Source organism: Rathayibacter sp. VKM Ac-2857 (assembly GCF_013205025.1).
Lineage (GTDB): Bacteria > Actinomycetota > Actinomycetes > Actinomycetales > Microbacteriaceae > Rathayibacter.
This window is the reverse complement of record NZ_JABMLE010000002.1, coordinates 735,529-756,629: the sequence shown is the minus strand read 5'-3', so window position 1 is coordinate 756,629 and position 21,101 is coordinate 735,529. Positions and strand designations below refer to the sequence as shown.

Below are 21,101 nucleotides of genomic sequence, written 5' to 3'. Positions count from 1 at the left end.
GGAGGCGCCCTGTCGTAGTCTCCCGGTGACTGTCGACCGATGCCGATCGTCGACCGACGCCGACCGTCCGGGGCAGTGCCGCGGACCCGAACGGAGCCGATCCCATGAGCCCCCGCCGCCTGTTCCGCACTCTCTCGATCCTCGAGGCGGTGACCTGGACGCTGCTGCTCGTCGGGATGCTGCTCAAGTACGCCGTCGGAGTGGGTGACTGGCCGGTGAGCGTCGCCGGGCCGATCCACGGCTTCGCGTTCCTGACCTACGGGGCGGCCGCCCTCGTCCTCGCGGTGAACCAGCGCTGGTCGGCGGGGGCGACCCTGCTCGCTCTGGCCAGCGCCGTCGTGCCCTACACGACCATCCCGCTGGAGCGCGGCTTCGAGCGGCGCGGCCTCCTCGAGGGGGAGTGGCGCCGCGCGGCGGGCGCCGACCCGCGCGATCGGCGGCTCCCGAGCCGCCTGCTGCGCTGGGCGCTCGGCCGCCCGGTCCTCGCGACCGCCCTCGTGCTGGCCGCCGTCGCCGCCGTCTTCGCCGCCCTCCTCGTCGTCGGCCCGCCCGGCGGCACCGAGGCCTGACGACCGCTGCTGATCTCGCCGCCCGCGCTGCGGGCGTATCGAGATCCACCCGTGCCCGGACATCGGTGGGCGGAGGTTCGGTGACGGTGGGTCTCTTAGGAAAGATCACCTCATCCGTATGGGGAAAGTCATGCTGATCGAGTAGCCCGCGCAGCGGGCGTATCGAGATCCACCACCGTGAGGACGCTGAGTCTGCAGACCCGTCCTGCTGGTGACGGTGGGTCTCGATACGCCCCTGCGGGGCTACTCGACCAGCATGTCGCGGCGCGGCGGCGTCCTTTCCCTGACCACCGAGACGCGAAGCGGCTTCGCCGCTCGATACGCCCTGCGGGCTACTCGACCAACATGTTCGGGGGAGAGCCGGCACGTGTGGGCCCGCACCGACGTGCCTTGTGGGCGCTGCATGCTGATCGAGTAGCCCGCGGAGCGGGCGTATCGAGATCCACCTGTGCCAGGACGTCGGCGGGCGGAGGTTCGGTGACGGTGGGTCTCGATACACCCTGCGGGCTACTCGACCAGCAAGTGGGGCGCGACCCAGCATGGGGCCGCACCGACGTGCCCTGCACGCGCTGCATGCGCTGCGCGCCCTGAAGCTGCACGCTCTGCACGCTGATCGAGTAGCCCGCGGAGCGGGCGTATCGAGATCCCCCACCGTCAGAACGGTGCGGGTGTGTCGTCGAAGCGGGGCCCCGGCGGTGGGTCCGGTGGCCGCCCGGGGAGCGGCGGTGGCCGATTGCCGACCCGCCGGCCGGTGGGGGTCGTCCAGGTGATGGCTCCGTCGGAGTCGTCCTTGACGTAGCTCCACTGCTCGCCGTGCCTCACGTGGTGGTGCGCTGCGCAGAGCATGACGAGGTTCTCGAGGGAGGTCTCGCCGCCGTTGCGCCACTCGATCGTGTGGTCGGCCTCGCTGGTTGCGGCGGGTCTGGTGCAGCCGGGGAAGCGGCAGGTCTGGTCGCGGAGCTGGAGGTGCAGGCGCATCTGCGGCGGTGGGACGCGCCAGGTCCGGCCGACCGAGACGACGGCGCCGGTGTCCGAGTCGGTGAGCACCCGGGTGAAGGACGCAGCGGTCCTGATCAGCTCGCGGGCGATCTCGGCGGGGACGGGTCCGTAGCCGTCGAGGTCGGCCGGCGCGTCGTCGAGACCGACGGCGGTGGACGCCGCGAGCGTGAGTCGCACCTCGGCGCGGACGCCGGGGACGAACGTCGAATCGGGTCGGTGGTCGGGATTCGGAGTCGTGCCGGCGATGTCGCCGTCGCAGAGGAGGTCGACCGCGGCGTCGGCGCTCAGCTGCTGCAGGGTGCGGGGGTCGCCGTCGTCCCGGAGGGTGCGGGCGATGCGGCGAAGCCGGTCGTGCGCGCCCATCACTGCGGGTGCGGGGCCGTAGAGGCAGAGCGTGGCCATCCCGTCGACGTCCGGGGTGACCCAGACGGCCCGGTCCTCCTTCGCGCGAGCGTGCCGCGCGGCGAGAGGGTCCTCGTGGAGCTCCTCGCGCCAGCGGCCGAGTGCCCGGCGCAACTGCGTCGTCGTCATCGTGAGGGCGGCGTCGGCGGCGCGCTCGTCGAGGGCGGCGCGGGAGCTTTCGGGGAGGCTGCTCGCTGTGGCGCAGATCGCCTCGCCGATCTCCCAGAGGATCCGGGCATCGCGGAGCAGCGCGCGGGTGAGCGGCAGATGCTCCATCAGCATCTGCGCGGTCTCGAGGCGGCGGGAGACGTCCCGCTCGGACAGGCCGAACGACACCGCGACCTCGGCGCGGAGGGAGCGCTCGACGAGGTCGCGGGTCTCGCTGCGGGTCGCGCCGCGGGCGAACGCCTCCGGGACGGTGAGTGCGACCCGGTAGCCGCGGTGCAGGCGTTCCGCAGCCCTCATGCGTGTCGGCGAGGTGGCGCGCTCGTCGGCTGCGGCGCCGTCGAAGCAGTCGCGCACCTCCGCGAGTGCTGCTGCCGTCTCGTCTTCTGTCATACGCGTATTCAAGCAGGGACCACCGACACCGGAGCGGGGATGCGGGCCGATCGGGGAGAGATCGGTGAGATCAGGGGTTGGGGAGGAGGCTCGCTCCCGGATGCTCGGCGGTGGTGGGTCTCTTAGGAAAGATCACCTAGTACGTATGGGGAAAGCCATGTTGATCGAGTAGCCCGCGGAGCGGGCGTATCGAGATCCACCACAGTCAGGACGCTGAGTCTGCAGACCCGCTCTGCTGGTGGTGGCGGGTCTCGATACGCCCCTGCGGGGCTACTCGACCAACATGACGCGGCGCAGCGGCGTCCTTTCCCTCACCACCGAGACGCGAAGCGGCTTCGCCGCTCGATACGCCCTTCGGGCTACTCGACCAGCATGGGCAGGTTCCAGGGGGTGGCGGGTCTCGATACGCCGCCGGGGGCGGCTCCTCGGCCAGCATGGGCGGGCCCACCGCCGACGCGGGGTGCACGCGGCTCATGCTGGTCGAGTAGCGCGCGCAGCGGGCGTATCGAGACCCACCGGGGTCAGCAGGACGAGTGTGCAGACCAGCCGTACCGGTGACGGCGGGTCTCGATACGCCCCTGCGGGGCTACTCGACCAACAAGATGGTTCGGGCTGCTCGCCCCGACGGGCGCCGCGGCGTCAGGGCGTGCGGGTCGCCGCGTCGATCAGGATCTCGGCGGCGCGGCGGGCGTGCAGGGCGGACTCGGGCGTGCCCGAGATGGCGGCGGTGGTCTGGGCGCCCTCGGCGAGGATGGCGAGCTGGGCGGCCAGCTCGGCGCCGCCGCCCGCCTCCTCCGTCAGCACGGCGAGGAAGCGCTGGAAGGTGTCCTTGTGCTCGCGGGCGAGCACGGCGACCGAGGGGTTGGACGAGCCGAACTCGCCGAAGGCGTTGATGAAGCTGCAGCCGCGGAAGGAGTCCTCGGAGAACCAGTCGAAGAGGAAGTCGTAGATCGCCAGGAGCTTCGGGCGGGCGCCGGTCGCGGCGGCGACCCGGGTGCGCACGCCGAGCGTCCACTGCTCGTGCCGGGCCTGCAGGACCGCCAGGACCAGCGCCTCCTTGCTCGGGAACTCCGAGTAGAGCCGCTTCAGCGAGACGCCCGCGGCGGTGCGCAGCGCGTCCATGCCGACCGACTGGATCCCGCGCTCGTAGTAGAGGCGGTCGGCCGCGGCGAGGATCGCCTCGCGGGGCGGCGGGCCTTCGAGGGTTCGCGGCGTCATCCCTCCATCGTAGGCGCAGCGGGAACGCGCGTTCTCAGTTGTCCGACACTCGTTCGGCACTCCTCGCCCAGGGGTCCGGCCCGGTGTCGGCGGCGGCTGCTAGCGTCGGCCCCGCTCGGACCTCTCCTGATCGACACCCGCCGATCGCGGCCCGCGCGAGAGGCGGTCCCCGTGGTTCTGGCGATGCAGGCGGACGACTTCGGCGGGCCCGAGGCCCTCCGCGCGGTGACGGTCGAGCCCGGTGATCCCGCGGCCGGCCGGGTGCGGATCCGCGTGCGCGCCGCGGGCGTGAATCCGGCCGACGCGAAGTTCCTCCGCGGTCTCTTCGGGCGCGGGCGCACGCCCGTCCGGCCCGGCAGCGAGGTCGCGGGCGTGGTCACCGCCGTCGGGGATGCAGTGACGGGGCCCGTCAGCGACGTCCGCGTCGGCGACGAGGTGGTCGTTTTCCGCGTCTCCGGCGGCTACTCCGAGGAGCTGGTCGTCCCGGCCGCCTCGGTGCTGCCGAAGCCGCCGGGACTCGCCTGGGAGCAGGCGGCCGGGCTCCTCCTCGCAGGTACGACCGCGGTGCACCTGCTCGAGGCGACGCACGTCTCCGCAGGCGACACCGTCCTGGTCCACGGGGCGAGCGGCGGCGTCGGCAGCCTCCTCGTCCAGCTCGCGCGGGAGCGCGGGGCGCGCGTGCTCGGCACCTCGAGCGAGCGCGGCGCGGCGGTCGTCGAGCGCTTCGGCGGCGAGTCCGTCCGCTACGGCGCGGGTCTGGTCGAGCGCGTCCGCGCCCTCGCCCCCGACGGCGTCGATGTCGCGCTCGACACGGCCGGGACCGACGAGGCGCTCGACGCCTCGGTCGCGCTCGTCGCCGACCGCTCGCGCATCGCCACCGTCGCCGGCTTCGAGCACGGGGCGGCACTCGGCGTCCTGCTGCTCGGCGGCGGGGCCGGCGCCGACCCCGGCACCGCCCTGCGCGACGCCGCCCGGGCACCGCTGCTCGAGCGGGCCGGCCGTGGCGCGCTGGAGGTCGTGCTCGGTCCCTCCTTCCCGCTCGCCTCGGCGGCGGAGGCACTCGCGCTGGTCGAGTCGGGCCGCGCCGGCGGCAAGGTGGTGCTCCTCCCCTGAGCGCCGTCGATCCCGGCACCGCACATCCCGGCACCGCAGACCCCCGCCCCGCCGACGCGCTCTCCGTCGACCTCCCCGCGAACGGCCTCTTCGACGTCGTCGGCGCCGCGAACCTGCTCCTGCACCACTCGCTGCCCGGCGTCGAGCGGGTCTCCGACGACGGACGGCACCTCGAGCGCCTCATCACCGTCGGGACGCGGTCGGAGCCGCTCGCGCTCGAGCTGACCGCGACCGGCGTCCGCGTCACGACCACCGACTCCGCCGTCCTCCCGATCGTCCGCGCCTGGTTCGACCTCGACTCCGACGTCGAGGCGATCGGAGCGGCCCTCGCCCGCGATCCGCTGCTCGCCCCGATGGTCGCCGCCCGGCCCGGGCTCCGGGCGACGCAGTACCCCGAGCCGTTCGAGGCCGCCGTGATGGCGGTCCTCGGCCAGCAGGTGTCGGTCGCGGCGGCGAGGACCTTCGGCGGGCGCGTCGTGACAGCGTTCGGCAGTGAGGGCGAGTGGGGCCTCCACTCGTTCCCGACGCCCGAGGCCCTCCTCGCCGGCGAGCTCGAGGAGCTCCGCGGCGCGATCGGCGTGACCCGCGCCCGCGCGGCGACCGTCCGCGCGGTCGCCGGGGCCTTCGCCGACGGGCTGGTGCTCGACCGCGCGGGCGACCTGGCCGAGCAGCGCCGGCTCCTGCTCGCGATCCCCGGCATCGGCCCGTGGACCGCCGACTACCTCGGGCTCCGGCTGCTCGGCGACCCGGACGCCTTCCCCGCGGGCGACCTCGTGCTGCGCCGCGCGCTCGGCGGCATCAGCACGGCGGCGGCCGACGCCGCGTCGCAGGCCTGGCGCCCTCACCGCGCCCACGCGGCCTTCCACCTCTGGGCCTCGACGGGCGCCGTCTGAAGACGTGCGACCGGCCCGAGCGCATCCCGCCTACCCCGACGAGGCGCGCACGACGAGGGTCCCCTCGAGGAGGGTCGAGCCCGTGACGCCGCCGACCAGGCGGTCGAGGGCGGCCTCGGCCAGCTGCTCGAGCGGCTGGCGGAGCGACGTCAGCGGCGGTGCGCTGTACTCGCCCTCCCAGGTGCCGTCGAAGCTCGCGACCGCGACGTCGTCCGGCACGTGCAGCTCCGCATCCCGGAGCGCGCGGAGCAGGCCGATCCCGATCAGGTCGGAGGCGGCGAAGACGGCGTCGGGCCGGGGCGACAGGCCGGCCAGCACGCGGCCCGCGGCCCACCCGCCCTCGCGGGAGTAGTCGGCCCGGAGCGCGGGACCCGGCTGCAGACCGGCGTCGACGCAGGCCGTCTCCCACCCGCGCCGACGGGCCTCGAAGCGGCCGCGGTCGTCCTGCTCGACGTCCCCGACGAAGGCGATCCGGCGTCGGCCCGTCTCGACCAGGTGGCGGGTCGCCAGGACCGCGCCGGCCTCCAGGTCGACGCCGACGCCGTTCGCCGCCGACTCGTCGCTGCTGTTCAGCTGCAGCCAGGGAACACCGAAGCCGTCGATCGGGCCCCGGTCGACGGAGCCGCCCGCCAGGAGGAGCACCCCGGCGATCTGCCGGGCCGTCAGATCGCGGAGGCGGGTGTGCAGGGTGTCGACGTCCGGGATCGACGTGATCACGAGCAGATCCAGGCCCCGGGCGCGCGCCGCGTCCTCGACGGCGCTGGCCAGCTCGGTGAAGAACGGATTGCTGAACACCCGCCGGCTGCCGACCGGGGCGAGCAGCGCGATCGTCTGCGAGGTGCCGGTCCGCAGGGCGGCCGCCGTGGCGTTCGGCCGGTAGCCGAGCTCGGCGACCGCCGCCCGCACGCGGGCCGCGGTCGCCTCGGCGACGGGCGCGGTCCCGGTGAGCGTGTACGTCACGACGGCGTCGCTGACGCCGGCCAGACGGGCGACGTCGCGTCGAGTGACCCGTCGCGAGGTGTTCATCGCAGCGAACCTACCGCGCCCGTGCCGCCCGCGCCCGCACGACCGGAGTCATCCGCCTCAGCTCGCGAGCGGACGCACGCTCCCGACCCGCGTCACCTCGTAGAGCACCCCGCGCTCGGGGTGCAGGAGCGGCGGGACGAGTCCCGCTCGGCCGAGCAGGGCGCCGGACAGCTCGAAGGCCCCGCCGTCCTGCGGCCACCAGATCGCGTCGCGGTCGGCGAGGCCCCGCGTGCCGACGACGATCGGGGCCACCCGGTACACCGACTCCGGATCGAGGCCGGGCAGGCGGACTCGCCCGGGGGAGACGACGCCGGCGCGAGCGAGCGAGACGTAGGAGTAGACGGCCGCCGAGCGGTCGGGAGCGACGACACCGTGCACCGCGATCGTCTCGTCCGGGTGGTCGAGGCGGACGAGGTCGCCGCCGTGCAGCAGGGGCCGGAGCCGCTTGTGCAGGGTGATCCACTGGCGCAGCTCCTCGAGCTCCTCGTCACCGGCGGAGCGCAGGTCCCACTCCACGCCGAGATGGCCGAACAGCGCCGTCAGGGCACGGAAGGACAGGTCGTGCACGCGGCCGGTCGTGTGCGAGGCGCCCGACGCGATGTGGGTCCCCATCAGCTCGGGCGGCAGCAGCTGGCTGGTCCAGCGGTTCATCTGCTGGCGGTCGAGCGGGTCGTTGTTGTCGGAGACCCAGACGCGGTCGGTCCGCTCCAGGATCTCCAGGTCGATCCGCGCTCCGCCCGAGGAGCAGGACTCGATCTCGAGCCCCGGGTGCAGGGCCCGGATCTCGTCCATCAGCCGGTAGACCGCGAGGGTCTGCCGGTGCACGCCCGGGGCGCCGTCGGGGCGCCGGCCCGCGTCGGTGAGGTCGCGGTTGTGGTCCCACTTGATGTAGCCGATGTCGTACTCGTCGAGGATCGCGAGGATCGCGTCGCGGATGTGGGCGAAGCAGTCCGGATCGCCCAGGTCGAGCACCTGCTGCCAGCGCGACTCGGGGGGCGTCCGGTCGCCGGTCGAGAGGATCCACTCCGGGTGCGCGCGGGCGAGGTCCGAGTCCGGGTTGACCATCTCGGGCTCGAACCAGAGCCCGAACTGCAGGCCGAGCGAGCGCACGTGGTCGACCAGGGGGTGCAGTCCGTCCGGCCAGACGTCGCCGGAGACGGTCCAGTCGCCCAGGCCGGAGTGGTCGTCCCGGCGGCTCCCGAACCAGCCGTCGTCGAGCACGAAGCGCTCGATCCCGAGGTCGGCGGCGCGGTCGGCCAGCTCGACGAGGGCGTCGAGGTCGTGGTCGAAGTAGACGGCCTCCCACACGTTGATCGTGACGGGCCGCGCCGAGTGCGGGTGGCCCGGCCGGGCGCGCAGCTGCCGGTGGAAGCGCCGCGCCACCTCGTCGAGTCCGTCGCCGTACACGGCGTGGATCCACGGACCGGTGTAGGTCTCGCCGTGGGCGAGGCGGACCTCGCCGGGCAGCAGCAGCTCGCCGCCGCCGAGGGTCTGCACGCCGGTGTGCACGCGCTCGACCTGGTGCACGTGGTTGCCGGACCACGCGGTGTGGATCCCCCAGACCTCGCCGCGGGCGAAGCCGAAGCCGGGCTCGCCGACGCTGAGCAGGGTGGCGGCGTCCGCCCCGGTCCGCCCGTGCCGGCCCTCGCGGCGGTGCGCGCCGATGGTGACGGCGGAGCGCTGCGGCACCCGCTCCTTGCCCCAGCGGCCGGCGAAGTCGAGGATCTCGCTCGCCGAGGGCGGGGTGGGCAGGCTGAGCAGCAGCTCGTCGACCTGGTAGCCGTCGGCGCCGAGGTTGGTGAGCGCCGCCCGCATCCGCAGCACGCCCGAGGGATCGAGGACGATCACGATCTCGAGGCCGAGCGCGGCGGCATCGTCCTGCGCGCGAACGACGAGCGTGCCCGCGCCGGAGTCCGTGACCTCCCCGGCCGGCAGGGCCGCGCCGTCGAGCTCGAGGCTCGTCGTGCGGAAGGACGGCGACCAGGCCGCCCCGGCGCGGGATCCGCTGAGGCCGGGTCGGCCGGTCCAGCCGGTGGAGTGCTCGAGGAGCACGGCGAGGCGGATCGGCTCGTCGATGTCGTTCGGACCGACCGGCGCGGTGCCGGAGAGCACCAGCGCGTCGAACGCCGCCTGATCGAGCGGGCCGCCGTCCGCGCCCCAGTGCGCGACCGACGGCAGCAGGGAGTCGCTGAGGTCCAGCACGAGGGCGACTCCGGCGCTGCGGAGGACGACTCCGGTCGAGGGGGTGGCGAGTGTCACGGTGAGTGTTCCTGTTCTGCCCGGATCGGGGCTGTTCTGCCCGGCTCCGGGCTGTTCTGCCGGCTCAGGGCGCGGGCGACGTGCAGCCGCAGGACTCCCGGAGGAGCAGCTCCCCGCGGAACAGCGTGTGGTGCGCCTTGTCGGGCGTGAAGTCGATGATGGTGTCGATCGCAGCGCGGGCCATCTCGCGGACCGGCTGCTTGAAGGAGGTGAGCCGCGGAACGCTGAACGCGGACTCCGCGGTGCCGTCGTAGGAGATGATCCGGAGATCCTCCGGGACCCGGAGCCCGAGGTCCGCCGCGCCGCGGAGGACGCCGATGCCGAGGAGGTCCGAGCCGGCGAAGACGGCGTCCGGCCGGTTCGGGGTGTCCAGGAGCATCCGCGCCGCCTCGATCCCGCCCTCGCGCGTCCAGGTGGTGGTGACTACCGGTCCGGGCTCCAGGCCGATCTCCTCGATGGCCTCGGCCCAGCCGAGCACGCGAGGGTCGGTGGTGTCCTGCGAGCTCGCGCCGATGACGAGGCCGACGGAGCGGCAGCCGTGCACCTCGGCGAGGTGCTGGACGACGGTCCGCGCGCTGTGGCGGATGTCGACCCCGACGCTGGCGGCGCCGTCCGCGGGATGGAAGGCGTCGATCCACATCACGGGGACGGGGATCGAGTCGAGGGAGGAGCGGTCGCTCGCGTGCCGGACGCTCGACAGCATCACGCCGTCGACCCCGCGCTGCGCGATCTCGTCGAGCAGCCGCACCTCCGTCTCGAGGCTCTCGTGCGAGTTCGCGATGAGCAGCGCGTAGCCCCGCTCCGTGGCCGCGATCTCGAGCTGGAGGGCGTACTCGGAGAAGAACGGGTTGCTGACGTCGGCGACGATGAGGGCGAGGGTGTGCGTCCGGCCGGTGCGCAGGGCGCGAGCGGTCGAGTTCGGCCGGTAGCCGAGCTCCTCCATCGCGGTCCGCACACGCTTGGCCGTCTCCGGTGTCACGTGCTTCGCCCCGGTCATCACGTAGCTGACGACGGCCGAGCTCACCTGCGCCCGCTCCGCGACGTCGTTGCGGGTCGGGCGCTTGCGGGGGGTGGTGATGTCCGGCACGGGGTGCCTCCTCGAGTAATGCGACGATCGGCGGAGAGGGGGACACGATCGCCCCCTCTCCGCCAGTCTGGCCGACGGGCTACTGGAACAGGGCGTTCACCTGATCGTTCGCCGACGACAGCGACGACGGGTCGGCCTGTCCCTCGAAGACGGCGTCGACCGCCGGCTGCATGATGCCGTTGATCTTCGCCGCGTTGTCGGAGATCGGGAAGAGGAACGTGGTGCCCTCGTCGACCTGACCGGTGAAGGCCGTGACGTCGATCCCGCGCTCGGCGAAGGCGGCCTGGGCCGCGTCCGAGCCGGAGGGGATGGCCGGGAAGACGACGCCCGCGGCGCCGATGACGTTCTGGCAGTCGGCGGAGGCCATGTACTCGACCCACTTGGCCGAGGCGGCCTTGTTGTCCGAGCCGGACCAGATGGAGTCGGCCAGGCCGTTGAACATCGTGGCGCGCTTGCCGTCGGGGCCGGTCGGGGTCGGGGCGGTGCCGACCTGGATGTCCTTGAGGCCGTAGAAGGAGTTGATGTTCCACGAGCCGTTGGTGATCATCGCGTACTTGCCGGCGCCGAAGGTCTGCGTCGAGTCGCTGCCGGTGACGGCCGCGAGGGAGGGCATGTAGCCCTCGTCGATGACCTTCGCCATCCAGCCGATGGTCGCCTGGAAGCGCTCGTCGTCGTAGTTGTACTTCGTGCCCCAGGGGTTCTTGTCGGTGTAGCTCCAGCCGGTGGTGCCGGCGTACATCGACCACTGGGTCTGCCCGTTGCCGCCGCCGGACTGGCCGTCCAGGCCCAGGCCGTACACGGCGACGCGGGTCTTGTCGAAGCCGGCCTCGTCGCCGCGGACGCCGTTGACGTCGACGGTGAGGTGCGCGATGGCCTTCTCGTAGCTGCCGCCGTCGTCCGGGTTCCAGTCCAGGCCGGCGATCTGGTCGGCGGTGTAGCCGCCGTCCTCCACCAGGGCCTGGTTGTAGAAGATCGCGGTGGTGTCCCAGTCCTTCGGGAGCCCGTAGCGCTCGCCGTCCTCGCCGACCCAGAGGTCCGCGAGGCCCTTCTGGTACTGCGAGACGTCGACGCCGTCCTTCTCGACGACGCCGTCGAGGGAGACGACCTGGCCGTTGTTGACGAAGTCCGCGAACTTCGAGAGGTGGTCGGTGAACACGTCGGGGGCCGTGCCGGCGACGAAGCCGTTGGTGAGCTTGGTCCAGTAGTCGTCCCAGGAGTACTGCGAGATGGTGACGCTCACGTCCGGGTTGGCGGTGTGGAAGTCGTCGGCGCACTGCTGATAGGCGGCCTTCTGGTTGTTGTCCCAGAGCCAGTAGTCGATGGTGCCGGAGGCGGAGCTGGTGTCGATGTCGGCGCTGTCGCCGCCACCGCTCGCGGCGCCGCCGGAGCCGCCGACGCAGCCGGTGAGTCCGAGGGTGAGGACGGTGGTGCCAGCCAGGACGGCGGCGGATCGTCGGAGGATGCGGGTCATGGTGCTGGTTCCTGTCTGCTGCTTCATTGCACGGGAGGGAAGGGATGGGGAAAGGGAGGAGAGAGAAGGGGAAGAGGGAGGGGGCGGGGAAGAGGGAGGGGGCGGAGAAGAGGGAGGGGGCGGAGAAGAGGGAGGGGACGAAGAAGAGGGAGGGGCCGTCACTTGACGCCCGAGAAGCCGATGGAGTCGACGATGCGACGGCCGAAGGCGAGGAAGAGGAGGAGGACGGGGATGGCGGCGACGACGGTCGCGGCCATCAGTCCGGCCCAGTCCGGGCTGCCGCCCGGGGTCTGCGAGCGGAAGACGCCCAGGGCCACGGTGAGCACGCGGCTGTCCTCGGTGTTGCCGGCGAGCAGCGGCCAGAAGTAGTCGTTCCAGGTGTTGATGTAGGTGAGGATGCCGAGCGTCGCGAGCGGCGCCGTGCTCATCGGCACGATCAGGCGGAAGAAGATCCGCAGCTTGCCCGCTCCGTCCAGCTCGGCCGCCTCCTCGATCTCGCGGCTGATGCCGAGGAAGAACTGACGGAGGAAGAACACCGCGAAGGGGGTCATCAGCAGCGTCGGCAGCGAGAGTCCGATGAAGGAGTTGAGGAGCCCGAGATCGCGCATCAGGACGAAGTTGGGCAGCGCGGTGAAGATCGGCGGGACCATCAGCGCGGTGAGGAAGAGGAAGAAGACGGCGTCGCGGCCGGGCCAGCGCAGTCGCGCGAAGGCGTAGGCGGCGAGGGAGCAGAAGAGCAGCTGGCCGAGCGTCACCAGGGTGGCGTAGGCGACCGAGTTGCGCAGGTAGAGCCAGAAGTTCACGGAGGCGCCCGAGCCGCCCTCGGCGAGGGCCTGCTCCTGGGTGGAGAAGCCCAGCACGCGGGCGAAGGCGCCCCAGGTGAAGTCGACGGGCAGCAGCGAGGTGGTGTCGCTGGCGAGGGCGTTCCCGGTCGAGAACGCGGTGCGCACCATCCAGAAGAAGGGGAAGAGGGTGACGACGAGGGCGAGGATCAGCGCGATCCAGGCGACGACGCGGCCGAGGGAGGGCCGACGGGCCGGACGAGTGCGCGCGGGGATCGGAGCGGCGGGGGAGGCCGCGCGATCGGGGGCGATGGGAGCTGCAGTGGTCATCGGCGTTCCTTACGCGAGGTCGGACTGGTCGGCGCGCAGCAGCCGGAGCTGGATCAGCGCGACGCCGGCGAGGATGACGAGGAGGACGACCGAGATCGCACTGGCGTAGCCGAAGTCGTTCTCGCCGAAGCCGACCTGGTAGATGTAGTACTGCATGACCCTCGTGGCGTTCACCGGGCCGCCTCGGGTGGTCACGGCGACCGTGTCGAAGACCTGGAACGAGCCGGTCACGGTGACCACGAGGACCAGCGCGAGCACCGGCCGCAGCAGCGGCAGCGTGATCTTCCAGAACGACCGCCACTCGCTCGAGCCGTCGATCGCGGCCGCCTCGTAGACGTAGCTCGGGATCAGCTGCAGACCGGCGAAGACCAGCAGCGCGGTGTAGCCCATGTGCCGCCAGACGTTGACCAGCGCGATCGTCGGGATCGCCCAGTTCGAGTCGGCGAAGAACGGGATGCGGGTGAGCCCGAGGTTCTCGATGACGCTGTTGACGAGGCCGAGCTGGTAGTCGAGCAGCAGAAACCAGATCATCGCCGCGATCACGTTCGAGATCAGGAAGGGCAGCAGGATCGCCCCGCGGATCACCACGGACTGGGTGAGGCGGTGCATCAGCACGGCGAGGCCGACCGCGACGACCGTCTGGACGACGATGTTGATCAGGACGTACTCGAGGGTGACGCCGACCGAGTTCCAGAACAGCGGGTCCTTCGCCAGGCGGAGGTAGTTGTCGAAGCCGATGTACGACGGCGCGCTCATCAGGTTGTAGTCCGTGAAGCTGAGGTAGATGCCGCGGATCGTCGGGACGACGTAGAAGGCTCCGAAGCCGACGGCGGCCGGGAGGATGAAGGCGAGCGCGACGAGCAGCTCGGAGCGGCGCGCCCGGCGCCGGCCGAGCGACATCGTGGGGCGGATCCGGACCGCGGCGGCGCCCTGGCGGGTGCGTCCCTCGCGGAGAGCCGTCATCGTCCGCACCCGGTTCGTCGCGCGTTCGACCGTCGTGAAAGCAGCAAGAGATGACTCCTTCGTCATAGTCCGAGCAGGGGGAGAGGCGCCCGTTCCGCGATGCGGGGGAGCGTGCTGCGAAGGAAGCTACACGAGTAACCGGGCGGATTCAAGACTGGGAAGAATGTTCGGACATGACTACTGTCGACCTCGGCTCCGTGCAGTGCTGCCGGGTCGGAGAGAGAGCAGTGATGACGACTTCACCCGGCGATCCCGCGCGGATCGACGTGCAGATCGACCCCGACGGCGCCTTCGCCGACGTCCGAGGATCGGGCGTCCGCGTCCACCTCGGCGAGGCGGCCTCGGGCGGTCTCCGGATCGACGTCGATGCCGTCGCGGCCGTGTCGAGGGTGCGGCTGCGCTGGGCCCGCGCGATCCCCGAGGACTGCCTGGTGCTCGGGGACGCGTGGGAGCGCTCCTACGGCGAGCTCGAGTGGCGCGGCGTCCGCGCCGAGCGGATCCTGCCCTGGACGGCCCTCGTGCACCGTCCCCGCACGGGCACGACCGACGGCTGGGGCGTCGAGGTGGGCGGCGCGTCCTTCGCCTTCTGGCAGGTCGACCGGCGCGGGGTGACCCTGATCCTCGACCTGCGCAGCGGCGGCGCGGCGGCCGTCCCCGGCGACCGGACGCTGACCGCGGCCGTCGTGCACGTGATCTCCGGCGACGAGGGGGCGCTCGCCGCCCAGCGCTCGCTCCTCCGGCGGCTCTGCCCGGAGCCGCTCACCGCCGGCGGACCCCTGGTCGGCGCGAACAACTGGTACTACGCCTACGGCCGCGACTTCGGCCTGGCCGCCGTCGTCCGCGACGCGCGGACCATCGCCGAGCTCGTCGGCGACCACGCGGTGCGCCCGTTCGGAGTCGTCGACGACGGCTGGAGCTCCGCCGGGACGGCCGACGGGCTCGCGGCCTCCGCCGGTCCCTGGCGGGCGGGTCGCCCGGACCGCTTCCCCGACATGGCCGCGGCGGCGGAGGCCGTCCGGGCGGAGGGCGTGCGGCCGGGGGTCTGGTTCCGGCCGCTGCTGACGCGGGAGGAGTCGATCGAGGGGATCCGCGCCCGGCGCGACGGGGCCCTCGCCCTCGATCCCAGCTCGCCCGCCGTGCTCGAGCTCGTCGCGGAGGACACGGCCCGGTTCAGCGCCTGGGGCTTCGAGCTGATCAAGCACGACTTCTCGACCTACGACCTCCTCGGCGCGTGGGGTCCGGACTTCGGCGCGGCGCCCGGCTCCGGGCCCGCGTTGCACGACCCCTCGGTCACCACGGCCGAGGCGCTCGTGCGCTTCTACGCGACGGTGCGCGCCGCCGCCGGCGAGGCGCTGGTGCTGGGCTGCAACGTCGTCGGGCACCTCGCTGCCGGGCTCGTGCACGCGCAGCGGGTCGGCGACGACACCTCCGGCCTGCACTGGGACCGCACCCGCCGCGTCGGCGTCAACGCCCTGGCGTTCCGCCTGGCGCAGCACGACGCGTTCTTCACCCTCGATGCGGACTGCGTGCCCAGCACGACCGCCACCGACTGGGCGCTCAACCGCCGCTTCCTCGACCTGATCGCCCGAAGCGGGACCGCGCTCTTCGTCTCCGTCGATCCCGCGACGCGGACCGACGCCGTCGACGCCGACCTCGCGCAGGCGCTGCGGCTGGCGCTGGACGGCGGCACGCCCGGGGGAGTCGCTCCGCTCGACTGGCTGCACTCGCCCACGCCGTCGCGGTGGTCGGCGGGCGACGAGGTCCTCGAGTACGACTGGGTCGGCCCCGACGGTGCCGACCCGTTCGAGCCGTTCCTCGCCGGGAGCCCGGACCCGGCGCTGTGAGAGGGGGCGGGCACTGCGCCCGCCCCCGCTCAGCGCGTCAGACCCGTGCCGGCACCGGCAGCGGCGCTCCGACAGCGACGGGGGCGTCGCCGTGGTCGGGGATGGGCAGTCGCGCCCCGTCCTGGCGTGCCGACTCCATCGCGACGAGCCCGGGCAGCGTGTAGCGGGCGGCGACCCACGCGTTCACCGTCGGCAGGGTGCCGGTCGTGACGGCCCGGACGAAGTCGTCGACCAGGAGGTGGTGCGAGCCCTCGTGCCCGTTCGGCGAGCCCTCGAGCTCGCCGGGCAGGCGCGCGGCCTCTTCCTCGTGCACCGGCGCGTGGCCGCTGACGAAGGCGGCGCGCAGCGCGGGGGAGACGTTCTCGAGGCGCGGATCGTCGTCCGCCATCGTCGCGGTCGTGGCGAGCTGCTCGGTCACGTCCTCGACTCCCTCGCCGGTCTGCCAGACGCTCGTCTGCACGAGCTGCTCGAACACGCCGGCGGTGCCGAAGAAGCGGAAGCGGCTCTCGCGGAGGAAGGACGGGTAGCCGACCCGGCGGAACTCGTTGATGCGCATGGAGCCGCCGCCGTCGAGCTCGAACAGCGCGGTCATGTTGGAGAAGTCGTTGCCGAACATGCTGACGTCCGTGTCGAAGACCCCGTCGTCGAGGTGGTCGCGCATGCCCGTGCAGCTCACGCTGGTCGCGTGCCTCGGCACGGCTCCGAGCACGCCGCCAATGGAGTGGGTCGGGTACCACATCGGCGGGTAGCTGGCGGTCGCCTTCCAGTCCTCGCCGCCGCTGTAGCGGTAGGCGTCGTAGAAGCCGTGGTCCATGTCGTGGAGGTAGTCGCCCTCCAGGTAGAAGACCCGGCCGAAGGCGCCCTCCTCGTACTTGCGCCGCGCGAAGACCGTCGCCGGGTTGTACTGGCTGGTCTCGCCCATCATGTAGGTCAGGCCGGTCGCGGAGACGAGGTCGATGATCTCCGCGATCTCGTCGGCGTCGCTCGCCATCGGGACGGCGGAGTAGACGTGCTTCCCCGCGCGCAGCGCCCGGGCCACCAGGGGTCCGTGCGTCCAGCGCTGCGTGAACAGGGCGACGGCGTCGACCGCCGGATCGGCGAGCATCGCCTCGAAGCTCTCGTGCGTCCCGGCGAGTCCCTCCGACTCGACGAGCGTCTCCGCGCGGCCGTCGAGGACGTCGGTCACGGTGATCGCGCCGACTCCGGGGTGGCGGTGGAAGAGATCGGCGAAGTGGCGGCTGAACTGGCCGGCGCCGACGATTCCGAGGGTGAAGGTCATGGTTTTCTCCTAGTGCCGACGACGATCGGTGGCGCGGCGGACCCAGTTCAGCACCAGAGTTTACTCGTGTCAATAATGGAGAGCGCGAAAGCCGCGGACGGTGCGATGCGACGCGGGAGCGGAGCCGCGCAGAAGCGGCCCGCGCCTAGGTCAGGTACTCGACGTCGTCGTACTGCACCGCGTCGTCCGGCTCGAACTCGTCGTCCGGCACCTCCTCGTGCTCGAGGATGACGGCGACGCCGGGGGAGACGAGCACGCAGACCTCGCGGTCGCCCGCGACGGTGAAGCTCACCATGCCGCCGCGGTCGCGGACCGCCTCGACGAGCTTCTTCTCCAGCTCCTCGGTGTCGAAGGAGAGCGCGAGCAGGAAGCGGCGGCCGTCGATGCTGAGGCTGGTGCGCCGCGTCGTGGTGCTCGGCGTCGGCGTCCCGCGCCGGTCGGAGCCGGGGGTGACGGCGCGCACGCGCATCGGGGAGGCGTGCATCCGGATCACGGAGTTCATTCGGGACCCGGCCGGGACTCGTGGTGGCGGAGACCGTGCGAGCGACGGTCCTCTTTCATCTCGGACTCGAAGAGGTGGCGGCGACCGGCGGCGAGCTCGTCGCGCGCCGCGCGCTCCTGCTCGCGGAAGGCGGCGTAGTAGCCGTCGTCGTAGTCCTCGACGATCTGGAAGGTCCAGCGGCCCTCGATGACGTTGCGGCCGACCAGCTCCTTCTCCAGGGAGTCGGCGAGCGCGTCGCGCCCCGCCTCGCGGAAGGCGTCGACCGCCTCGCCGAGGGCGAGATCGGCGGCGCCGGTCAGCCGGTGGAAGCCGTAGAGGAGACCGCGCGCGTGCTCGACGGTCTCGAGCGCCTCGGAGAGCTTGCCCAGCGCAGCGACGGTGGCGTCGTCGAGACCGTCCGGACGCAGGTGCGCGGAATCGGGGTGGTCGTGTGAGCTGGTCATCTCCGAGAGCTTAGGCCGACCGTATTCCGCTGTGACCCCCTTGCGCCGACGACCGGAACGGGTCGTCCCGCGGCTGAGCGGTCTCGAAGGTCGCGGTGCCCAGGGCGTCCTCAGCGGGCGGGGACGCGGACCGGGAGTGCGACGAGGCGCACGTCGCGCAGCTCGCCGGCGTCGGCGACCGCGGTGAGGTAGGTGCCGGCGGGCTGGCGGCGGCGGTCGGTCGGCGAGCCGGGGTTGAGCAGCCGCATCCCGGTCGGGGTCCGCGAGTCCCAGGGGATGTGGCTGTGGCCGAAGACGAGCAGGTCGGCGCCGGCGTGGGCGATGTCGGCGCGCGCCTCCCGCCCCGCCGCGGGGCCGGTCTCGTGGACGACGCGGACGTCGAGGCCCGCGATCTCCGCCCGCGCGACCTCGGGCAGGCGCGTCCGGAGCCCGGCGGGGTCGTTGTTGCCCCAGACGGCGAGCAGTCGCGGTGCCCGCGCCTCGAGGGCGTCGAGCGTCGCCTCGTCCACCCAGTCGCCGGCGTGCACGACGAGGTCGGCCTCGTCGACCGCCTGCCAGACCTCGTCGGGCAGCGCCTTCGCGCGCTTGGGGAGGTGCGTGTCGGCGAGCAGGAGCAGCCGGACCGGGCCGTCCAGGCGCAGCATCAGCGCGCGGGGCCGGGGGTCGGCTCCACCCCGCCGTCGGCGCCGGGCTCCTCGGCCGTCGGGGAGGCGCCGAGCCGCGCGTCGAGGGCGTCGAGCGCGGGGACGAACCAGAGGTGGTCGCCGCTGTTCGACTCGACGACGAAGTCGTGCAGCGTGCTCGAGGCCGAGACCTGCTCGGTGATGTCGCCGACGACCACGAGCCGCTTGCCGTACATCACGAAGCGCTGCACGAACTCGCCGGCGATGCCGGAGCGGAGCCGGAAGAACTCCGGGTCGAGGCGGCCGACCGGGACGACGATCGTCTCGGCGTCGCTGCCGTAGATCTCGCCGATGACCGCGAGCGCGTCCTCCGAGGTGGAGAGGGCGGGCCCGTCGTCGTCGACGAGGAGGAGGGGGACGCCCTGGCGGGTCTCGGTGCGCATGCCCCCAGCCAACCACGTCGCTCCGCGCACGTCACTCCGCGCGGAACGAGCGCAGCCGCAGGCTGTTCAGCACCACGAAGACGCTGGAGAACGCCATCGCCGCCCCCGCGACCAGCGGGCCGAGCAGGCCCGCCATCGCCAGCGGGATCGCCGCCACGTTGTAGGCGAACGCCCAGAACAGGTTGCCCCGGATGACCCCGAGGGTCCGCCGGCCGAGTCGGAGCGCGTCGGGCACCCGGGCGAGATCGTTCCCGACGAGGGTCACATCGCTCGCCTCGATCGCCGCGTCGGAGCCGGCGCCCATCGCGATGCCGAGGTCGGCCGCGGCGAGGGCGGCCGCGTCGTTCACGCCGTCGCCGACGAAGGCGACCGTGCGGCCCTCGGAGCGCAGGCGCTCGATCACCGCGAGCTTCTCCTCCGGCAGCACCTCGGCGACGACCTCGTCGAGGCCGACCGCGGCGGCGACGGCCGAGGCCGCGCGCGGGTTGTCGCCGGTGAGCATCAGCACCCGCAGTCCGCGAGAGCGGAGCGACGCGACGGTGCGGGCCGCTTCGGGCCGCGGCTCGTCGCGGAGGACGGCGAAGCCGCGCAGCTCGCCCTCCCAGCCGATCCCGACGACGGTCCCGCCGTCGGCCGCGGCCTGCTCGGCGCGGGCGGCGAGGTCGCCGGGCGCGTAGCCCCACTGCTCGTCGAGCCAGCGCAGGCGTCCGGCGACGACCAGGCGGCCGTCGACCCGGGCCCGGACGCCGAAGCCGGCGCTCGCACGGAAGCCGGTCGCCTCCGGGACGGTCAGCCCGCGCTCCTCCGCGCCGCGCACGATCGCCGCGGCGAGGGGGTGCTCGGAACCGCGCTCGACGGCCGCGAGCAGGCGGAGCGACTCGTCGTCGCTCGCCGCCGAGACGGTGAAGGCGCCGGTGGTGAGCGTCCCGGTCTTGTCGAGGACGACGGTGTCGACGCGGCGGCTCGTCTCGAGCACCTCGGGTCCGCGGATCAGGATGCCGAGCTGCGAGCCGCGGCCCGTGCCGACGAGGACGGCGGTGGGGGTGGCGAGCCCGAGCGCGCAGGGGCAGGCGACGATCAGCACGGCGACGGCGGGCGAGACGGCGGCGGCGAGGTCCGCTCCGGCGAGCAGCCAGCCGACGAGGGTCGCCAGCGCGAGCACGACGACGACCGGCACGAAGACGGCGGAGACGCGGTCGGCGAGACGCTGCACCCGCGCCTTGCCGGCCTGCGCCTGCGAGACGAGGCGGCCCATGCGGGCCAGGGTCGTGTCGGAGCCGACGCGGTCGACCCGGACGGTGAGCACGCCGTGCGCGTTGAGGACGCCGCCGGTGACGACGGAGTCGGGGCCGACCTCGACCGGCACGCTCTCGCCGGTGAGCAGGCTCGCGTCGACGGCGCTCGAGCCGTCGAGGACGGTGCCGTCGGCGGCGACGACCTCGCCGGGCCGGACGCGCAGGCGGTCGCCGACCGCGAGGGCGGCGGCGGGGACGCGCTCCTCGGAGCCGTCGGCCGCGACGCGGGTCGCCTCTTTCGCACCGAGCCGCAGCAGCGCGCGCAGGGCGGCACCGGCGTCGCGCTTGGAGCGGGCCTCGAGCCAGCGGCCGGCCAGCACCAGCACGGGGACCGCGGCGGCGACCTCGAGGTAGATCTCGTCGTGGCCGGAGCGGGTGCCGAGCAGCTCGAAGGGCATGCTCATCCCGGGGCGGCCGGCGTCGCCGAGGAAGAGGGCGTAGAGCGACCAGGCGAAGGCGGCGGTGGTGCCGAGGCTGATCAGGCTGTCCATCGTGGTCGTGCCGTGCCGCAGCGCCCGCCAGGCGGTGCGGTGGAACGGCCAGGCGCCCCAGATCGCGACGGGCGCGGCGAGGGTGAGGCAGAGCCACTGCCAGTTCGTGAACTGCAGCGCGGGGATCATCGACAGCAGCACGACCGGCGCGGCCAGCAGGGCCGAGACGGTGAGCCGGGTGCGCAGGACGCGGCGCTCGGCCTCGGCGGCCTCCTCCTCACGGGAGGGGGTGCCGTCGTCCGCGCCGTCGTCCGCGACGGGCGCGGCTCCGGTGACCGTCGCCGTGTAGCCGGCGGCCTCGACCGCGGCGATCGCATCGGCGGCCGTGGTGCCCTCGGGCAGCGCGAGCGTGGCGCGCTCGAGGGCGAGGTTGACGCTCGCGCGGACGCCGGGGAGGGCGTCCAGGCGGCGCTCGACCTTGGCGACGCAGGACGCGCAGGTCATCCCGCCGATCGCGAGCTCGAGCTCGGCGGGTGCCTCTGTGCGGCCGGTCGGGGCTGCGTCCGCCACG

General features: G+C 73.2%; 18 protein-coding genes. 4 read left to right on the top strand and 14 right to left on the bottom strand.

The window, feature by feature from the left end; all coding sequences use genetic code 11:
* Nucleotides 1-104 precede the first annotated feature (104 nt).
* On the top strand, nucleotides 105-569 hold the full coding sequence (locus HQQ86_RS10815; protein WP_173288084.1) for a DUF3817 domain-containing protein: 465 nt from the start codon (nucleotides 105-107) through the stop codon (nucleotides 567-569).
* A 654-nt stretch (nucleotides 570-1,223) separates the two neighbouring features.
* Here HQQ86_RS10815 and HQQ86_RS10810 read toward each other — a convergent pair.
* Together HQQ86_RS10810 and HQQ86_RS10805 are read right to left on the bottom strand one after the other, a co-directional pair.
* Nucleotides 1,224-2,528: an HNH endonuclease signature motif containing protein gene (locus tag HQQ86_RS10810; RefSeq protein WP_173288083.1), complete on the bottom strand. Its 1,305-nt coding sequence runs from the start codon at nucleotides 2,526-2,528 to the stop codon at nucleotides 1,224-1,226.
* 639 nt (nucleotides 2,529-3,167) lie between these two features.
* Nucleotides 3,168-3,746 carry a TetR/AcrR family transcriptional regulator gene (locus HQQ86_RS10805; RefSeq protein WP_173288081.1) on the bottom strand — a complete coding sequence of 193 codons (579 nt, stop codon included), beginning with the start codon at nucleotides 3,744-3,746 and terminating at the stop codon, nucleotides 3,168-3,170.
* A gap of 171 nt (nucleotides 3,747-3,917) precedes the next feature.
* Here HQQ86_RS10805 and HQQ86_RS10800 point away from each other — a divergent pair, with 171 nt between their 5' ends.
* Together HQQ86_RS10800 and HQQ86_RS21755 are read left to right on the top strand one after the other, a co-directional pair.
* The gene (locus tag HQQ86_RS10800; protein ID WP_367948621.1) at nucleotides 3,918-4,859 is read left to right on the top strand and encodes a zinc-binding alcohol dehydrogenase family protein; all 942 of its coding nucleotides are present in this window, start codon (nucleotides 3,918-3,920) and stop codon (nucleotides 4,857-4,859) included.
* A complete protein-coding gene (locus HQQ86_RS21755) occupies nucleotides 4,856-5,752 on the top strand; it encodes a DNA-3-methyladenine glycosylase (RefSeq protein WP_301952314.1) in 897 nt (298 codons plus the stop codon). Before HQQ86_RS10800 ends, HQQ86_RS21755 begins: the two co-directional genes overlap by 4 nt.
* A gap of 30 nt (nucleotides 5,753-5,782) precedes the next feature.
* Here the strand turns inward: HQQ86_RS21755 and HQQ86_RS10790 are convergent, their stop codons facing one another.
* The 6 genes from HQQ86_RS10790 to HQQ86_RS10765 all read right to left on the bottom strand — a co-directional run bounded on the left by HQQ86_RS10790 (nucleotide 5,783) and on the right by HQQ86_RS10765 (nucleotide 13,607).
* Complete coding sequence (locus HQQ86_RS10790) at nucleotides 5,783-6,778, bottom strand: LacI family DNA-binding transcriptional regulator (protein ID WP_173288077.1); 996 nt, start codon at nucleotides 6,776-6,778, stop codon at nucleotides 5,783-5,785.
* 57 nt (nucleotides 6,779-6,835) lie between these two features.
* Nucleotides 6,836-9,037, bottom strand: a complete 2,202-nt coding sequence (locus HQQ86_RS10785) for an alpha-galactosidase (RefSeq protein WP_173288076.1) — start codon at nucleotides 9,035-9,037, stop codon at nucleotides 6,836-6,838.
* A 64-nt stretch (nucleotides 9,038-9,101) separates the two neighbouring features.
* Entirely contained in the window at nucleotides 9,102-10,124 is a 1,023-nt protein-coding gene (locus HQQ86_RS10780) for a LacI family DNA-binding transcriptional regulator (protein ID WP_173288075.1), read from the bottom strand.
* A gap of 79 nt (nucleotides 10,125-10,203) precedes the next feature.
* Nucleotides 10,204-11,595: a sugar ABC transporter substrate-binding protein gene (locus tag HQQ86_RS10775; RefSeq protein WP_132437488.1), complete on the bottom strand. Its 1,392-nt coding sequence runs from the start codon at nucleotides 11,593-11,595 to the stop codon at nucleotides 10,204-10,206.
* Between the two features lie 158 nt (nucleotides 11,596-11,753).
* Nucleotides 11,754-12,707, bottom strand: a complete 954-nt coding sequence (locus HQQ86_RS10770) for a carbohydrate ABC transporter permease (protein WP_173288074.1) — start codon at nucleotides 12,705-12,707, stop codon at nucleotides 11,754-11,756.
* A gap of 9 nt (nucleotides 12,708-12,716) precedes the next feature.
* On the bottom strand, nucleotides 12,717-13,607 hold the full coding sequence (locus HQQ86_RS10765; RefSeq protein WP_123732896.1) for a carbohydrate ABC transporter permease: 891 nt from the start codon (nucleotides 13,605-13,607) through the stop codon (nucleotides 12,717-12,719).
* A gap of 293 nt (nucleotides 13,608-13,900) precedes the next feature.
* On the opposite strand from HQQ86_RS10765, the gene HQQ86_RS10760 reads away from it, so the two are divergent.
* Nucleotides 13,901-15,514 carry a hypothetical protein gene (locus HQQ86_RS10760; RefSeq protein WP_216845311.1) on the top strand — a complete coding sequence of 538 codons (1,614 nt, stop codon included), beginning with the start codon at nucleotides 13,901-13,903 and terminating at the stop codon, nucleotides 15,512-15,514.
* Nucleotides 15,515-15,551: 37 nt separating this feature from the next.
* Here HQQ86_RS10760 and HQQ86_RS10755 read toward each other — a convergent pair whose 3' ends face one another.
* The 6 genes from HQQ86_RS10755 to HQQ86_RS10730 all read right to left on the bottom strand — a co-directional run bounded on the left by HQQ86_RS10755 (nucleotide 15,552) and on the right by HQQ86_RS10730 (nucleotide 21,100).
* Nucleotides 15,552-16,793 carry a Gfo/Idh/MocA family protein gene (locus tag HQQ86_RS10755; protein ID WP_173288072.1) on the bottom strand — a complete coding sequence of 414 codons (1,242 nt, stop codon included), beginning with the start codon at nucleotides 16,791-16,793 and terminating at the stop codon, nucleotides 15,552-15,554.
* Between the two features lie 145 nt (nucleotides 16,794-16,938).
* Nucleotides 16,939-17,295, bottom strand: coding sequence for a hypothetical protein (locus HQQ86_RS10750; RefSeq protein WP_173288071.1), 357 nt, complete (start codon nucleotides 17,293-17,295; stop codon nucleotides 16,939-16,941).
* Nucleotides 17,292-17,738, bottom strand: a complete 447-nt coding sequence (locus HQQ86_RS10745) for a hypothetical protein (protein WP_173288070.1) — start codon at nucleotides 17,736-17,738, stop codon at nucleotides 17,292-17,294. The genes HQQ86_RS10750 and HQQ86_RS10745 overlap by 4 nt, the downstream gene beginning before the upstream one ends.
* A gap of 110 nt (nucleotides 17,739-17,848) precedes the next feature.
* Complete coding sequence (locus HQQ86_RS10740; RefSeq protein WP_173288069.1) at nucleotides 17,849-18,382, bottom strand: metallophosphoesterase; 534 nt, start codon at nucleotides 18,380-18,382, stop codon at nucleotides 17,849-17,851.
* On the bottom strand, nucleotides 18,382-18,804 hold the full coding sequence (locus HQQ86_RS10735) for a DUF4180 domain-containing protein (RefSeq protein WP_173288068.1): 423 nt from the start codon (nucleotides 18,802-18,804) through the stop codon (nucleotides 18,382-18,384). The genes HQQ86_RS10740 and HQQ86_RS10735 overlap by 1 nt, the downstream gene beginning before the upstream one ends.
* A gap of 31 nt (nucleotides 18,805-18,835) precedes the next feature.
* Nucleotides 18,836-21,100 carry a heavy metal translocating P-type ATPase gene (locus HQQ86_RS10730; RefSeq protein WP_367948620.1) on the bottom strand — a complete coding sequence of 755 codons (2,265 nt, stop codon included), beginning with the start codon at nucleotides 21,098-21,100 and terminating at the stop codon, nucleotides 18,836-18,838.
* Between the last annotated feature and the right edge of the window lies 1 nt (nucleotide 21,101).

What these genes read in the sequence shown, in the direction of transcription:
- HQQ86_RS10815 (WP_173288084.1), top strand. Translation starts at nt 105, where the DNA reads ATGAGCCCCCGCCGCCTGTTCCGCACTCTCTCGATCCTCGAGGCGGTG.
- HQQ86_RS10810 (WP_173288083.1), bottom strand. Translation starts at nt 2,528, where the DNA reads ATGACAGAAGACGAGACGGCAGCAGCACTCGCGGAGGTGCGCGACTGC.
- HQQ86_RS10805 (WP_173288081.1), bottom strand. Translation starts at nt 3,746, where the DNA reads ATGACGCCGCGAACCCTCGAAGGCCCGCCGCCCCGCGAGGCGATCCTC.
- HQQ86_RS10790 (WP_173288077.1), bottom strand. Translation starts at nt 6,778, where the DNA reads ATGAACACCTCGCGACGGGTCACTCGACGCGACGTCGCCCGTCTGGCC.
- HQQ86_RS10775 (WP_132437488.1), bottom strand. Translation starts at nt 11,595, where the DNA reads ATGACCCGCATCCTCCGACGATCCGCCGCCGTCCTGGCTGGCACCACC.
- HQQ86_RS10770 (WP_173288074.1), bottom strand. Translation starts at nt 12,707, where the DNA reads ATGACCACTGCAGCTCCCATCGCCCCCGATCGCGCGGCCTCCCCCGCC.
- HQQ86_RS10765 (WP_123732896.1), bottom strand. Translation starts at nt 13,607, where the DNA reads ATGTCGCTCGGCCGGCGCCGGGCGCGCCGCTCCGAGCTGCTCGTCGCG.
- HQQ86_RS10760 (WP_216845311.1), top strand. Translation starts at nt 13,901, where the DNA reads ATGACGACTTCACCCGGCGATCCCGCGCGGATCGACGTGCAGATCGAC.
- HQQ86_RS10755 (WP_173288072.1), bottom strand. Translation starts at nt 16,793, where the DNA reads ATGACCTTCACCCTCGGAATCGTCGGCGCCGGCCAGTTCAGCCGCCAC.
- HQQ86_RS10750 (WP_173288071.1), bottom strand. Translation starts at nt 17,295, where the DNA reads ATGAACTCCGTGATCCGGATGCACGCCTCCCCGATGCGCGTGCGCGCC.
- HQQ86_RS10745 (WP_173288070.1), bottom strand. Translation starts at nt 17,738, where the DNA reads ATGACCAGCTCACACGACCACCCCGATTCCGCGCACCTGCGTCCGGAC.
- HQQ86_RS10740 (WP_173288069.1), bottom strand. Translation starts at nt 18,382, where the DNA reads ATGCTGCGCCTGGACGGCCCGGTCCGGCTGCTCCTGCTCGCCGACACG.
- HQQ86_RS10735 (WP_173288068.1), bottom strand. Translation starts at nt 18,804, where the DNA reads ATGCGCACCGAGACCCGCCAGGGCGTCCCCCTCCTCCTCGTCGACGAC.